The organism is Allobosea sp. FW305-C-101 (assembly GCF_058783685.1).
This window is the reverse complement of record NZ_JBYSYT010000001.1, coordinates 854006-867688: the sequence shown is the minus strand read 5'-3', so window position 1 is coordinate 867688 and position 13683 is coordinate 854006. Positions and strand designations below refer to the sequence as shown.

The 13683-nt window shown below is 68.2% G+C and carries 12 protein-coding genes; 7 read left to right on the top strand and 5 right to left on the bottom strand.

Annotated features, from left to right (window positions below):
- Positions 1-61: 61 nt before the first annotated feature.
- Both AC3WMA_RS04110 and AC3WMA_RS04105 read left to right on the top strand, forming a co-directional pair.
- Positions 62-517, top strand: a complete 456-nt coding sequence (locus AC3WMA_RS04110) for a MarR family winged helix-turn-helix transcriptional regulator (protein WP_492284120.1) — start codon at positions 62-64, stop codon at positions 515-517.
- A 69-nt stretch (positions 518-586) separates the two neighbouring features.
- Positions 587-1069: a PaaI family thioesterase gene (locus AC3WMA_RS04105; protein WP_492284119.1), complete on the top strand. Its 483-nt coding sequence runs from the start codon at positions 587-589 to the stop codon at positions 1067-1069.
- Here the strand turns inward: AC3WMA_RS04105 and AC3WMA_RS04100 are convergent.
- Together AC3WMA_RS04100 and AC3WMA_RS04095 are read right to left on the bottom strand one after the other, a co-directional pair.
- On the bottom strand, positions 1056-1898 hold the full coding sequence (locus AC3WMA_RS04100; protein WP_492284118.1) for a DMT family transporter: 843 nt from the start codon (positions 1896-1898) through the stop codon (positions 1056-1058). The two genes, AC3WMA_RS04105 and AC3WMA_RS04100, sit on opposite strands and share 14 nt — an antisense overlap.
- The gene (locus AC3WMA_RS04095) at positions 1895-2386 is read right to left on the bottom strand and encodes a GNAT family N-acetyltransferase (protein ID WP_492284117.1); all 492 of its coding nucleotides are present in this window, start codon (positions 2384-2386) and stop codon (positions 1895-1897) included. Before AC3WMA_RS04095 ends, AC3WMA_RS04100 begins: the two co-directional genes overlap by 4 nt.
- Before the next feature lie 213 nt (positions 2387-2599).
- Here AC3WMA_RS04095 and AC3WMA_RS04090 point away from each other — a divergent pair, with 213 nt between their 5' ends.
- Both AC3WMA_RS04090 and AC3WMA_RS04085 read left to right on the top strand, forming a co-directional pair.
- On the top strand, positions 2600-4030 hold the full coding sequence (locus AC3WMA_RS04090) for a lipopolysaccharide biosynthesis protein (protein ID WP_492284116.1): 1431 nt from the start codon (positions 2600-2602) through the stop codon (positions 4028-4030).
- A 163-nt stretch (positions 4031-4193) separates the two neighbouring features.
- Positions 4194-5009 (top strand): L,D-transpeptidase, encoded by an 816-nt coding sequence (locus AC3WMA_RS04085; RefSeq protein WP_492284115.1) that lies wholly within the window; start codon positions 4194-4196, stop codon positions 5007-5009.
- 94 nt (positions 5010-5103) lie between these two features.
- On the opposite strand, the gene AC3WMA_RS04080 is transcribed toward AC3WMA_RS04085, so the two are convergent.
- Entirely contained in the window at positions 5104-5904 is an 801-nt protein-coding gene (locus AC3WMA_RS04080; protein ID WP_492284114.1) for a DUF2076 domain-containing protein, read from the bottom strand.
- Between the two features lie 157 nt (positions 5905-6061).
- Positions 6062-6823 carry a L,D-transpeptidase gene (locus tag AC3WMA_RS04075; protein ID WP_492284113.1) on the bottom strand — a complete coding sequence of 254 codons (762 nt, stop codon included), beginning with the start codon at positions 6821-6823 and terminating at the stop codon, positions 6062-6064.
- 454 nt (positions 6824-7277) lie between these two features.
- On the opposite strand from AC3WMA_RS04075, the gene AC3WMA_RS04070 reads away from it, so the two are divergent.
- The gene (locus AC3WMA_RS04070) at positions 7278-9317 is read left to right on the top strand and encodes a methyl-accepting chemotaxis protein (protein WP_492284112.1); all 2040 of its coding nucleotides are present in this window, start codon (positions 7278-7280) and stop codon (positions 9315-9317) included.
- Here the strand turns inward: AC3WMA_RS04070 and AC3WMA_RS04065 are convergent, their stop codons facing one another.
- Positions 9318-10724, bottom strand: coding sequence for an MATE family efflux transporter (locus tag AC3WMA_RS04065; RefSeq protein ID WP_492284111.1), 1407 nt, complete (start codon positions 10722-10724; stop codon positions 9318-9320).
- A 145-nt stretch (positions 10725-10869) separates the two neighbouring features.
- On the opposite strand from AC3WMA_RS04065, the gene AC3WMA_RS04060 reads away from it, so the two are divergent.
- Both AC3WMA_RS04060 and AC3WMA_RS04055 read left to right on the top strand, forming a co-directional pair.
- Positions 10870-12099 carry a M20 family metallo-hydrolase gene (locus tag AC3WMA_RS04060; protein WP_492284110.1) on the top strand — a complete coding sequence of 410 codons (1230 nt, stop codon included), beginning with the start codon at positions 10870-10872 and terminating at the stop codon, positions 12097-12099.
- A gap of 11 nt (positions 12100-12110) precedes the next feature.
- The gene (locus AC3WMA_RS04055; protein ID WP_492284109.1) at positions 12111-13523 is read left to right on the top strand and encodes an amidase; all 1413 of its coding nucleotides are present in this window, start codon (positions 12111-12113) and stop codon (positions 13521-13523) included.
- The last annotated feature ends 160 nt before the right edge of the window (positions 13524-13683 follow it).

Below are 13683 nucleotides of genomic sequence, written 5' to 3'. Positions count from 1 at the left end.
CGGTGTCGCAGGCGGCCTCGGACCTGCTGGCAGCAGCGCTTGAACACGCTAACATGGCGGAATGACGACGCCCTCGCCCGACCCGCGCCTCGACGCCATCGCCCGCTCCTGCGTCGCGCTGCATGTCCGCATGACCGCACGCGCCGTGACGCGGGCCTATGACGAGGCGATGCGCCCGAGCGGGCTCAAGATCACCCAGTTCGTGCTGCTTTCGGCGCTCTCAACCGGGCAATGGAAGTCGGTCACCGAGCTGGCCGAACGCTTCGCGCTGGAGCGGACCTCGCTGACGCGCAACCTCCAGCTTCTGGCGGCCGAGGGCATGGTCGAGCCGGTCGAATGCCGCGGCCGGGCCTCGGTCTATGCAGTGACCGAGAAGGGCAGGGCCGCGATCGAGGCCGCGATCCCGTACTGGCGGGAGGCGCAGGACAAGATCGAGGGCGGCTTCGGTGAGGACCGCTGGCGCGAGACCCGCGACGGTCTCAAGGCCCTGCGCCGGGCGGCGCGCGGCGAGCGTTGAAGCAGCGACGATCGGTTGACCGGCGCCCGGTCACATCTCTATCGTGCAGATACACGAATGGAGATCGGCATGAAGCGCGCGGTTGGGGTGGTGTCTCGCGAGGAACTGGTCGCGGGCGATGGCTTGAGTTTCCTGCGCGGGATCATCGCCTGCACCAATCCGGCGCCGCCCTTCGCCGACGCCATGGATTTCGAGCTGGCAGAGGCCGACGAGGGCAGGGTGGTCTTCGTCGGCCAGCCCTCGGCGCGTTTCTTCAATCCGCTCGGCACGATCCATGGCGGGTGGACCGCGACGATCCTCGATTCCGCCATGGCCTGCGCTGCCCATGCGACGCTGAAGCCGGGCGAGGGCTACACCACGCTGGAGATGAAGCTGAACTATGTCCGCCCGGTCATGCCGGATAGCGGCCCGGTGCGCTGCGAAGGCAAGCTGATCCATCGCGGCAGCTCGGTGATCACGACGGAGGGCAAGCTGGTCGATGCGCGCGGCAAATTGCTCGCGCATGGCACCGAGACCTGCCTGGTCTTCCCGGCGAAGCCTAGCGCCGGCTGACGGCGATCGCGCCCGCGACGATCAGCAACGCACCGAGATAGGTCGTGTAGAGCGGCACCTCGCCGAACACGAAGAAGCCGAGCAGGCTCGCCCAGATCAGCGCCGTGTACTCGATCGGAGCCAGGCGCGAGGCAGCGGCCCGCGCATAGGCCGAGGTCAGCGTCAGGTGTCCGGCGACGCCGAGTGCGCCCGCGAAGAGATAGGCGCCGAGATCCGTCCAGGTCATCGGCACGAAGGCCAGCGCAGCCGGAATGGCGAGGCAGACCGCCGGCCCGACATTCTGGAAGGCGACGATGACGGTCGGACGTTCCCTGACCGCGATGCGCCTGAGCAGGATCAGGTTGAAGGCATAACTGACTGCCGAGAACAGTGCCGCGGCGACGCCGAGACCGGCGCCGCTGACATGGCCCTGCAGGCGGGGCCAGACCATCACGAGCATGCCGGCGATCCCGAAGCCGAGCGCCTGCAGGATGCGCTTGTCGATCTTCTCCTTGAGCAGGAGCCCGCCGAGCAGCGCGACGAAGACCGGCGCGAGGAAGGAGAGCGTCAACGCCTCCGCCAGGGGCAGCACCGAGACCGAATAGAAGAAGCTGCCGGCGGTCAGCACCACCAGCGGAATTCGCGCGAGATTGCCGATCAGGCTGGCCTGCGTCGGCCGGGGCGGGCGGGCGATGGCGAGCACGATGAGCGCGCAGATGCCGCCCATCAGGAAGCGCATGAACAGCGCCACGATGAACGGGTGCTCCTGCATCTGGCCCTTGATCACCCCGTCCATGGCGGTGAGCAGGGCGATGCCGAGCGCGGCCCGGAAGGCAACGGAGAGCGTCATGGGCTGACGTGCAGCGGCTTGCGGAAATGGTATTCCCAGCTTGCCGAGACGTCGCCGAGATAGCGCTCGCCCGGCCAGCGGGTAAAGCCGAGCTTCTCGTAGAAGCGATGGCCGCGTGTGAAGCGCGTATCCGACCACAGCGTCATCTCGGTGAAGCCGCCCTGTCCGGCGAAATCCATCGCCCTGGCGAACAGCGCCTGCGCCAGCCCGGTGCCCCGGAGGGCGCCGTCGACATAGACCTTGGCGAGTTCGACCGCATTCTGTTCTGGCACCGGCACGATGCCGAGCGAGCCGGCGATGCGCCCGTCCGGTCCGTCCACGATCCAGAGTTCGCCGCCCTTGGCTGCGAAATAGGAGGCCGGCCGGCGCAGTTCCGGCAGCTCGTCCTCGACGAAGATGCAACCCGGATATTCCGCGAAGCTCGCCGCGATGAGGGCGGAGAGCGGGCCGGAATCGTCGTCACGGGCAGGCCGGATGGGCGTCGTCATGATGTTGGCCTTACGGTCAAATCCTGTCGCCGTGAAGATGCGGGAATGGCATCGCCCAATGCCGTGGCGACAGGGCGAAGAGGGTGATGCTTCGCAACGCCTCTTGGAAAACCGGTTTCGTCCGGCTACCCCCGGTTTAGACGGCGTCAGCGCCGATGAGTCGTGCGCTTCGGCGTGGCAGCCGCAGGATCGGAAGGGAGTGACGAAGGCCCGATGACCGTTCTTCTGCCCTTCATCGTCAATGCCGGGCTGAACTTCGTCCTCGGGCTGCTCGTTGCCCTGTTCCTTGGCCCGGAGGCGTTCGGGCTCTATGCGATCGGCGCCGCCACAATCGTACTCGTCAACACGGCGCTGCTCGACTGGCTGAAGCTCTCCATCGTCCGCTTCTACTCGGTCGAAACCCGCGAGAGCGATCCCGGCATCCGGGCGACGCTCGATCTGCTCTTCGCCGGCGTCAGCCTGTCGCTTTGCGCGCTCCTCGCCGCTGCGCTGCTGGCGGGCGTCGATGCCGGGCTCCCGGCCGCGCTGCTGATGGTCTCGGTCGCGGGCGGCATCGCGGCGGGCTGGTTCGATTATCACGCGGCCATCGCGCGGGCCCGCTTCCTCGATGCGGCCTATGCCCGGCTCGTCCTCGTCCGCAGCGTCGCGGCCCTGTTGCTGATGGTCGGCGGCGCCTGGTGGACGCGCGATCCGGCCGTCGTGCTGCTGGGCGGCGTGCTCAGCGCGGTTGCTGCGGTTGTCGCCAATCGCAACCGGCTCGCCGATATGAAACCCGCGCCGGGCGCGCTCCGGACCGACCTGATGCGTGGGTTCGCGCGGTACGCGTTACCGCTGGTCGCGGGCAACGCGGTCTATGCCGCGATCCCGCTGCTCAACCGCGCCATCCTCGCCGACAGGCTTGGCTACGCCGAGGCCGGCTATTTCTCGCTGGCCTCCGATATCGGCCTCAGGCTCTTCCCGGTGCTGGCCTCGATGCTGGAGATCGTGCTGCTGCGCGAGGTCATCCGCCTCGACGAGACGCGGGGGCCGATCGCCGCGCAGAAGCGCATCGCCCGCAACATGGTGCCCGTGATCGCCTGCGTGCTGCCGGCGGCGCTCGGCTTCTGGCTGATCCTGCCGGCCTTCGAGCGGCTTTTCGTGCCGGCGAGCTTCCGTGGCCATTTCTCTGGCCATATGGCGCTGCTGCTGCCGGGCTTCGCGGCGATCGCGCTGTTTCAGGCCGGTCTCGCGCCCGTCTTCCTGCTGGCGAAGCGCACGCTCGTCGCGATCCTCGCCTCCCTGATCGGGCTCGCCGTCAATCTCGCCGTCATCTTCGCGCTGCCGGGAACGCTCGCGCCCGCGACGGTCTCGATCGCGCAAAGCGCCGCCTATCTGACGGCGCTGCTGGTCATGACCGTGGTCCCCCTGCGCGCGCTTCCGGTCCTGCCGCCGCTGCGGGAGATCGCTTGCGTTCTCGCCGCCGGTGTCGCGATGGGCCTTGCGATCTGGCCGTTGCGCGGCACGCTTCCGGCTGCCCTCGAACTGCCGCTGCAGATCGGGCTCGGCGGGCTGGTCTATGCGGGAGTGATCCTGGCCTGCGATGTTGGCCGCTGGCGCACCGGCCTGAAGCTGCGCTGGCTCGCCCGGCGCTCCGCGCGCCGGTGAGGCAGCAAGGTTTCCTTCACCCTGTCGTTTGACTGCTCGCTAAGGTTAATTCCGCGAATTGCGCCGGTTAAGGCCGGTTTCCGCGCCGGAGAGTCAACGATTCACCATTCCTTTCAGGGCACGCCGCAGGCTTTCAGGCAGTCGATGTCGAGAGTATTGCGTCATGCGTCGAAAGATTGTCCTTCCGCTCCTCGCTGCTGCCGGAGCCCTGGCCGTGGCGGGGCCGGCCCTCGCGCAGGGCTATCGCCAGAACTACGGCTACGCCACGCCGAACGATCCGATGGCTTCAGGCGGCGGGCGCGGCAACTATGGCGGCGGTTTCATCGAGATGCTGATGACCGGCCGCGACCCGACGCCTGCGGGCCGTGGCGGCGCGGTCTATAACCGCCCCGGCGGCTATGCCTATGGCCAGCGAGTGCAGCCGCAGGGCGGCTATGAAGACCCGTTCGAGGCGGCGCGCCAGCCGCATGCCGGCCGCCGCATGGCCGCGCTCGGCGAGCCTGTCGAGCCGCAGCAGGGCATCCAGCACATCGTCGATCCGCGCTTCCGCAAGCAGGAGGTCGCCTATGACGGTCCCCACAAGCCGGGCACGATCATCATCGACACGCCGCAGCGCTTCCTGTTCCTGGTGCAGCCGGGCGGCCGGGCCTTGCGCTACGGCATCGGCGTCGGCCGGCCGGGCTTCTCCTGGGCCGGCATGAAGACCGTCAGCCGCAAGGCGGAATGGCCGAGCTGGACGCCGCCGGCCGAGATGCTGAAGCGCCGGCCCGACCTGCCGCGCTTCATGACCGGCGGTCCCGACAATCCGATGGGCGCGCGCGCCATGTATCTGGGCTCGTCGCTCTATCGCATCCACGGCACCAACGAGCCGAACACGATCGGGCAGGCGGTGTCCTCGGGCTGCATCCGCATGACCAATGACGACGTCACCGACCTCTACGAACGCGTCCGCGTCGGCGCCAAGGTGCTGGTGATCTGAGGCAAGTCCTCGTCGACGAACCATGAAGAACGGCGGCCACGCATCGCGGGCCGCCGTTTTTCGTATCTTAGCCGGTCAGGGGCGAAAGGCGCCGTCAGACCCAGCTGTCATCATCCGCGTTGCCATCGTCGAAGCCGGGATCGGCATCATCGTGGCTCGCGTTCTGGTAATTGGCCTCGCCGTCATAGCCCTGGCCGTAGCCGTTGTCCTGCGCGGTCTGGTTGGACGCCGGCTGGGCGCTGGCGCTCTGGTCGGCGGCCGCCTGCTGGGGCGCAGCCGGGCTGGCATTGGAGCCGGCACCGGTGTCGCTCGCAGTCTGCGCCGCAGGCTTGCTGCCGCCGCCGAAGGCGTTGGTCAGCACATTGCCGAGCATCATGCCGCCGGCGACGCCGGCCGCCGTGGTCAGCGCGCTGGCCATGAAGCCGCCGCCGCGTCCGGGCGCCTGCTGCGGCTGGTTGCTCCACGGGCCGGGCTGGCCCTGCGCCTGCATCGGCATGGCCTGAGCCGGGGCAGCGGCCTGCGGCTGCGTGTTCCAGGCGCCGGACGGTGCTGCGGCGTCAGTGCGCGGCGGCACGGGCGGAACCGAGCCGGTGCGCGGCACCGATCCACCGCCGAAGATGCCGGACAGGAAGCCGCCGGCCTGCGGCTGCGCCGTTTCGCTCGCGCGCGTCTGCGCCTCGCGCAACTGCGCCTGCAGGCTCTCGACCTGCTGGTTCAGGTTGGCGAGCGCCTGCTCCTGCACATAGACCGCCTGAGCCATGGCATAGGGCGCATAGGGCTGCTCGCGCAGGCGTTCCGCGATAAAATTCTCAGCCTCGGGGTCGCGGGGCTGGTTGGCTGCCTGCCGAAGGCGGTCGAAAATCCCGGCGATCACGTCGCGTTCTTGCGGCGTCATCGTCATCTCCTCTCGTTGCGCGGCGCGGTTGCGCCGTGCTCAAGAGGTGGGATCGGCCTGTGACGGTATCAAGGCGTCGCCGTGACGTACGCGCATCGGGCCGGGAAACGCATTGCGCCTTTCCCGAATCCGATGCGGCGAAGAGGTCCAATCGGCCTCAGATGCTGCCGAGATCGTCGTCCGGCGGCGGCATCTCGTCGACATCGGAGGGGGCCTGCAGCGAGCCGCGGTTCAGCACCACCACTGTCGTGCCGGACGGAACGCGGCTGTAGAGGTCGATGATGTCCTGGTTGAACAGGCGGATGCAGCCGGACGAGACCGACTTGCCGATCGACCACGGCTCGGAGGTGCCGTGGATGCGGTAGAGCGTGTCGCGGTTGCCCTGGTAGAGGTAGAGCGCGCGGGCGCCGAGCGGGTTCTCGAGCCCGCCGGCCATGCCGGCCGCCCAGGGGCGGTTCCGCTCCGGCTCGCGGGCGATCATCGCCGCCGTCGGGGTCCAGCGCGGCCACTGCGCCTTGCGGGCGACCGTGGCGCGGCCGCGCCAGGACATGCCCTGCTTGCCGACGCCGATGCCGTAGCGGACAGCCTTTCCGCCTTCCATCACGAGATAGAGATAGCGGTTGTCGGTATCGACGACGATCGTGCCGGGCTGCTCGCGGGTCGGGTAGGAGACGATGCGGCGCAGGAACTGCGGCTCGACTTCCGAGAGATCCGTCGCCGGCAACGGGTGCTGCTCATCCGGCCGCTCGCCATACATCGCCAGGTACTCGGCGCTGATATGCGGCCCCTGATGCGCAACCTCGAACGGCTCCGGCGGCCGATTGGCGACGCAAGCCGCCAGGAAGAGCGGGCTCAGGGCTGCAAAGACGCGGCGGGTCGGCCGGGCGAGGGGGGAGGCGGACGGACGGTCGGGGGACATCGACGGAAAACTCGGCGTTACGGGCAAAAATGAACGGCAGGACGGTGCGTTGGTTCCATGCGCCGCTGTTGACCTCCGTTCAAGGTGGCCGAGATGGCCGTGGGGTGAACGTGATGTGGCAAAAATGTGGTTGGCGGAGCCTGTTGCGATCGGGCAACAGGTGAGTTGCCGGGACAGGCAGATGCCAGGCATCGGCAGCCCGCTCCAGATCGGGCCGCGATGGCTGCCGTGTTGTCGCCCGGGCATGTCCGATCAGTTAAATATTTTTTGACGATGAGGCTCAATAGTGACCCTGTTTCGTCGATAGCCGCTGCCGCTTTACATCAGTCTTCTGATCACCGGCGAAGCCATGCGAGTTTAGACGATTGCCTGCCGCCTATGCCTACGTGTTGCTGGCGGCGCGCCACTCCGGAGAGCGCTGCATCATGTCGCTCTTCCCGGGAGATGGGCCTCCATGCTGAAACTGCCTTCGCTGCGTCTGCCGATCGCGACGCGTCTGGCGATACTGGCCGTGCTGATCGTCGGCGTCGCCGTCGCGGCTTCGGTCGCGGTGTCGCTGCGCGCAGCCGACAGCGCCATGCGCGAACGCGCCCAGTCGAGCCTGGCCATCAACATCAACCTGCTGCGGGACATCCTGCTGACCAAGGGCGAGCCGAGGCTTGAGGGCAGCAAGCTCATCTTCGGCAGCGAAACCATCAACGACAACTTCGCGGCGGTCGACAAGGTCAAGGCGCTCTCGGGCGGAACGGCCACCGTCTTCATGGGCGACACCCGGGTGACGACGAACGTCACCAAGCCGGATGGGACGCGAGCGGTCGGCACCAAGCTGGCGCAGGGCCCGGCCTACGATGCCGTCTTCAAGGAGAAGCGGACCTATTCCGGCGCCGCCGACATTCTCGGCGTGCCCTATTTCACGATCTATGAGCCGATCGTCCAGAAGTCGGACGGCAACGTGATCGGCATTCTCTATGTCGGCATCAAGCAGGAAGAGTTCCTGACCGTCATCGGCGAGATGATCCGCGCCAACATCATCGCCGGTCTGGCGATCGCGGCCGTCGCTGGCTGCCTGCTGTTCTGGCTGGTCCGCCGCATGATGAGACCGCTTGGCAGCCTAAGCGCAGCCCTGAGGCGTCTCGCCGAGGGCGATCTCGACACGCCGGTTCCCGCTTTCGGTGGCGGCAGCGAGTTCGGCGCCATGGCCGGCGCCGTCGAGGTGCTGCGTCAGGCCTCGATCGAGAAGGTCAGACTGGAGCAGGACGCCACGGCGCAGGCCGAATTGATGGGCCAAACCCGCCGTCAGACGGAGGCCCAGCGACAGGCCGCGGCACAACAGCAGGTTGAGCAGGCTCGGGAGTTGGAGGATGTTGTCGCCGCGCTGGCCGAGGGGCTTTCGGCCCTCTCGCAAGGCGATCTGCGCCATCGCATCGAGGCCGAGATGCCGGCCGCCTATGTGAAGCTGCGCGACGATTTCAACGAGACGGTGGACCGGCTCTCCGACACGGTGGCGACGATCCAGACGACCTCGGCCGATGTGGGCCTCGCCGCGCGCGAGATCAACATGGGCGCCGACGATCTGTCGAAGCGCACCGAGGAACAGGCCTCCTCGCTGGAGGAGACGGCCGCCACGACCGAGGAACTCGCGGCTTCCGTCAAGGCTTCGGCCCAGGCCTCGAAGGATGCAGCGCGGATCGCCGACGAGGCGATGCAGGCGGCGCAGTCCGGCGGCACCATCGCCGGCCAGGCGGTCGATGCCATGGCCCGCATCGAGACCGCCTCGCAGAAGATCTCCGACATCATCCGGGTGATTGACGACATCGCCTTCCAGACCAACCTGCTGGCGCTCAACGCCGCGGTCGAGGCGGCCCGCGCCGGCGATGCCGGCAAGGGCTTCGCGGTCGTTGCTTCGGAAGTGCGCACGCTGGCGCAGCGCTCGAGCTCCGCGGCCAAGGACATCTCGGGGCTGATCTCCTCGTCCAATGTCGAGGTCGGCGAGGGCGTCAAGCTGGTGCGTCAGGCCGGCGACCAGCTGGCGCGCATCCTCGCGGCCTCGCAGAAGGTCGCGGCGACGATCGCCGACATCTCGGCGGCGTCCGGCGAGCAGGCCAACGGCATCGACGAGATGAGCCAGGCGGTGGCGCATCTCGACGAGATGACCCAGCAGAACGCGGCCCTGTCCGAGCAGAGCGCGGCCTCGGCCGGCTCGCTCTCCGGCCGGATCGAGCAGCTCAACGCGCTGGTCGCGGCGTTCAAGACCGGCCGCGAGGCCGCAGGCCAGGCGGGTTACGCCCAGCCGGCCACGGCTCCGCGTGCGGTGAAGGCGCCGATGCGTGCAGCCGGGCGGCCCGCGCCTGCTTCCGCAGCCTCGTCCGGCGAGCCGGAGCGCCTGCGCCAGCTGGCCGAGGCCGCTTTCGTCCAGTCCCGAGCCCCCGCACCGCGCAAGGTCGCCAATGGCGGCGGCGGCCGGGCCAGCGATTCCGGATGGGAGGAGTTCTGATCAGAACCTGACGACGCGCAGGTTCTTCAGCAGACCCAGCCTTTCGCGATCCCACCAGCGCCAGAGCATCATCACGGCGACGACGGTGAGCCCGGTCACCAGCCCGATCCAGATGCCGCTGCCGGCGAGCGGCGTCATGAAGCCGAGCACGGCCGAGAGCGGCAGGCCGATGCCCCAGTAGCCGATGCCGGCGAGGATCATCGGCAGGCGGGTGTCGCCGAGGCCGCGCAGGATCGACGAGCCGATGACCTGCGCCCCGTCGGCGATCTGGAAGACAGCCGCATAGAACAGGAAGACCGTGGCGATCTGGGCGACCGCTTCCGCGCCCGGCTTCGACCGGTCGAGGAAGGGCGCGATCAGCCAATGCGGCACGATCGCCATCAGGACGGCCGTGAAGCACATGAAGCTCAGTGCCAGGATCAGCGCCATCATCCCGGCGCGCCGGATGCCCTCCTTGTCGCCGGAGCCGAAGGCACGCCCGACCCGCACGGTCCCGGCCTGTCCGATGCCGAGCGGCACCATGAAGGCGAGCGAGGCGATCTGGATCGCGATGGCATGGGCCGCGAGCGCGGTCGACCCGATCAGTCCCATCATGAAGGCGGCGCCGTAGAAGATCAGCGATTCGAACGAGAGCGTCAGCGAGATCGGCAGGCCCATGCGCCAGAAGGCGCGATAGCGCGGCCAGTCCGGCACCCAGAAGCGGCCGAACACCTGGTAGCGCCGGAAACGCCGGTCGAGCGAGACGACGAGCGCGAGGCCGAGGAACATCAGCGCCGAGGATATGGCCGTCGCCAGCCCCGAGCCGGGCAGGCCGAGTGCCGGGAAGCCGAGCCGCCCGAACATCAGGCACCAGTTGGCGAAGGCGTTGAACACCACTGCGAAGAGCACGACGATGAAGGCCCAGCGCGGCCTCTGCAACGCGGCGACGAAGCCGCGCAGGCACAGGTAGAGGAAGAAGGGCAATAGGCCCCATTGCAGCGTGTGGACATAGGACGTGGCTGCCTTCGAGAGGGCCGGGTCCTGGCCCATCGCTTTCAGGATGAACTCGGCCTGCCAGAGGAAGAGCCACATCGGCCCGACCATGGTCGCAGCCGCCCAGAAACCTTGCCGGACCGTTCGGCGCAGATCGCGCACCGCATGCCGGTTGCGGCCGAGCTCGATCGCGATCATTGGCGCGACCGCCCCCATCGCGCCGATGCCGAAGATCAGGGCGGCGCTATAGAGATTGGTGCCAAGCGCGCCCGCCGCCAGCGCCTCGGGGCCGAGCTGGCCCATCATGATGACGTCGGTCGCCATCATCGCCGTCTGCGCGATATTGGTCAGCACCATCGGCCAGCACAGGGCGAGCATGGCGCGCGCCTCGATGAGCCAGGGATGATCGGAGCGGGATGCGGCGATTGCAGACATGGGGCGCCGCTTCTACCGCCGATTGCAAAGTCGAAACAGTCGCTGCCACGCTGTTCACCGCCCTGAGCCGATGCGCTGCACGCGGGTCGACAAGTCCCGCCGTGGTCTGCATCTTGCCTCGCAGACTGCTGGAGGGCCTGAGGCGATGAGCACCAATCTGAGGATCGATGGCGCGAGGTTGACCTCGCGCCTGGCCGAACTCTCGAAGATCGGTGCGACGCCGGAAGGCGGCTGCCGCCGCCTCGCCCTGACCGATGAGGACAAGCAGGGCCGCGACTGGCTCCTCAGTCAGATGAAGGCGCTCGGCCTCGATACCCGCGTCGATGCGATCGGCAATATCGTCGGCATCCTGAAGGGGCAGGAGAGCGGCCCGGCCGTCATCATGGGCTCGCATATCGACACGGTCGGCACGGGTGGACGCTTCGACGGCGCGCTCGGCGTCGTCGCGGGCGTCGAGGTTCTCGCGGCCCTGCGCGATGCCGGCCTGACGCCGAAGCGCGACATGGCGGTGATCGCCTTCACCAACGAGGAGGGCGCGCGCTTCCACCCCGACATGCTCGGCTCCTATGTCTGGGCCGGCGGCATGAGCGTCGAGGCGGCACATCGGGAGGTCGATTCCGAGGGCGTCGGCCTCGGCGCCGAACTGAAGCGCATCGGCTATGAGGGCGCCGAGAAGCCGGGCTTCCTGCCGGCCCATGCCTATATCGAGATGCATATCGAGCAGGGCCCGGTCCTCGAGAACGAGGGCGGCGGGCTTGGCGCGGTCACCGGCATCCAGGCGATCTGCTGGCTCGAACTCACCCTGAAGGGCCGCCCGAGCCATGCCGGCACGACGCCGATGGCCTATCGCAAGGACCCGGGGCTGGCCGCCGCGCGCATCAACATCTTCGCCAACGAATTGACCAAGACCATCCCGCACCAGCTCGCCAATAGCGGCGTCATCCGCGTCCAGCCCGGCAACGTCAATGTCGTGCCGGAGACTGTGGTCATGACGCTCGACCTGCGCAATCCGCTCGATCAACCGCTCGCCCAGGCCGAGGCTGCGGTTCGCGCCTTCTGTGCCGAGCTCGCCGAGCGCGACGGCATCGAGATTTCCTTCCGCGACCTCGCCCGGTTCCCGGCAACGCCCTTCGCCGAGGAACTGATCGCCGAGGTCGAGCGTAGCGCCGGCGAATTCGGCCTGCCGATCCGCCGCATGATCTCCGGCGCCGGCCACGATGCCCAGATGATGGCGCGTCTCTGCCCGACGGCGATGGTGTTCATTCCCTCGATCGGCGGTCTTTCGCACAACCCGGCCGAGTTCAGCACCGATGACGACATGGTCGCCGGCGCCAATATCCTGCTCACCACCGCCTGGCGCGTCGCCAACGCCTGAGAGGTCTCCGCATGACGACGATCGCCACGCTTTCCGCCGCCGAACTCGGCCCGCTCTATGCCAGCAAGCAACTCTCCCCCGTCGAGGTCGCGAAGGACACGCTCGCCCGCATCGAGCGCTTCGAGCCTGAGGTCAATGCCTTCGCCGTCCGCGACGAAGCGATCACGCTCGCCATGGCCGAAGCCTCGCAGGCGCGCTGGCTGAAGGGCGAGGCGATCGGCCCGCTCGATGGCGTGCCGGTCACCATCAAGGACAATCTCGGCGTCGCCGGCTGGTCGATGCAGCGTGGCTCGGCCATCGCGTCGGATGCGCCCTTCGCTGAGGATTCCCCCGTCACGGCGCGGCTCCGCGAAGCCGGCACGGTCTTCCTCGGCAAGACCACCATGCCGGAATATGGCTGGAAGGGCGTCGGCGATTCGCCCGCGACCGGCATCACCCGCAATCCCTGGAACACCGGCACGGGGCCGGGCGGTTCCTCCTCGGGCGCGGCGGTCTGCGCGGCGCTCAATCTCGGCTGCATTCATATCGGCACCGACGGGGCGGGCTCCGTGCGCATTCCCGCGGCCTTCACCGGCGTCGTCGGCCTGAAGCCGAGCTATGGCCGCGTCCCGGCCTGGCCGATCTCGGTCATGGGCTTCCTAGCTCATCTCGGGCCGCTGACCCGCACCGTCATGGATACGGCGCTAGCGATGAAGGCGATCGGCCAGCCCGATGCGCGCGACATGACGGCGCTGCTCGATCGCCCGCCGGATTATGTCGATGGTCTCAAGGGCAGCATGAGGGGCTTGCGCGTCGCCTGGTCGCCGCGCCTCGGCCAGAATGTGACCGTCGATCCCGAGATCGCCGCCCTGACGGCGGCTGCCGCGCAGGCCTTCACCGAGCTCGGCGCGACGGTGGAGGAGGTCGATCCCGGTTTCGACGATCCAATCGAGATCCTGATGACGCTCTGGTCTTCTGGGGCTGCGCTGGCCTTGAAGAGCATCGATGCGGCCGGGCGCAGGCAGATGGACCCGGGCCTCGTCGCGGTGGCGGAGCAGGGCGAGCGCATCCCGGCCTCGGCCTATGTCGATGCGCTCCTGAACCAGCGCAACGCACTGGCCTACCGCATGGCGCAGTTCCACCAGCAATACGATCTGCTGCTGACGCCGACCCTGCCGCTGCCGGCCTTCGCTGTCGGGCGCGATACGCCCGAGCACGGCGCCTATGGCGAGGACTGGACGCGCTGGACGCCCTTCACCTACCCGTTCAACATCACCGAGCAGCCGGCGGTCTCGGTGCCTTGCGGGCTGACCAAGGCGGGCCTGCCCGCCGGGCTCCAGATTGTCGGCGCTTTCGGCAAGGATGCGCTCGTGCTGCGGGCCGCGGCGGCCTTCGAGCAGGCGCGGCCCTTCGCCCGCGTCAATGAACCGGTCAAACCGATTTAGCCCGCGAATATTTTTCGCTTTTCCCGGAACGGGCTAAAAAAGCCCGTCCGGGAGCCGAAACACCGGGTTCTCCCCCGAAAGTTCCGTCTGGCACGAACCGTGCAGGCGAAGATCCGGCCTCGGTCGGGTGCTGCTGCGTGTTGTCAGGCGGATTTTTTCT

Bases quoted from the DNA above. Each gene is read 5' to 3' on its own strand.
- AC3WMA_RS04110 (WP_492284120.1), top strand. From the start codon at position 62: ATGACGACGCCCTCGCCCGACCCGCGCCTCGACGCCATCGCCCGCTCC.
- AC3WMA_RS04105 (WP_492284119.1), top strand. From the start codon at position 587: ATGAAGCGCGCGGTTGGGGTGGTGTCTCGCGAGGAACTGGTCGCGGGC.
- AC3WMA_RS04100 (WP_492284118.1), bottom strand. From the start codon at position 1,898: ATGACGCTCTCCGTTGCCTTCCGGGCCGCGCTCGGCATCGCCCTGCTC.
- AC3WMA_RS04095 (WP_492284117.1), bottom strand. From the start codon at position 2,386: ATGACGACGCCCATCCGGCCTGCCCGTGACGACGATTCCGGCCCGCTC.
- AC3WMA_RS04090 (WP_492284116.1), top strand. From the start codon at position 2,600: ATGACCGTTCTTCTGCCCTTCATCGTCAATGCCGGGCTGAACTTCGTC.
- AC3WMA_RS04085 (WP_492284115.1), top strand. From the start codon at position 4,194: ATGCGTCGAAAGATTGTCCTTCCGCTCCTCGCTGCTGCCGGAGCCCTG.
- AC3WMA_RS04080 (WP_492284114.1), bottom strand. From the start codon at position 5,904: ATGACGCCGCAAGAACGCGACGTGATCGCCGGGATTTTCGACCGCCTT.
- AC3WMA_RS04075 (WP_492284113.1), bottom strand. From the start codon at position 6,823: ATGTCCCCCGACCGTCCGTCCGCCTCCCCCCTCGCCCGGCCGACCCGC.
- AC3WMA_RS04070 (WP_492284112.1), top strand. From the start codon at position 7,278: ATGCTGAAACTGCCTTCGCTGCGTCTGCCGATCGCGACGCGTCTGGCG.
- AC3WMA_RS04065 (WP_492284111.1), bottom strand. From the start codon at position 10,724: ATGTCTGCAATCGCCGCATCCCGCTCCGATCATCCCTGGCTCATCGAG.
- AC3WMA_RS04060 (WP_492284110.1), top strand. From the start codon at position 10,870: ATGAGCACCAATCTGAGGATCGATGGCGCGAGGTTGACCTCGCGCCTG.
- AC3WMA_RS04055 (WP_492284109.1), top strand. From the start codon at position 12,111: ATGACGACGATCGCCACGCTTTCCGCCGCCGAACTCGGCCCGCTCTAT.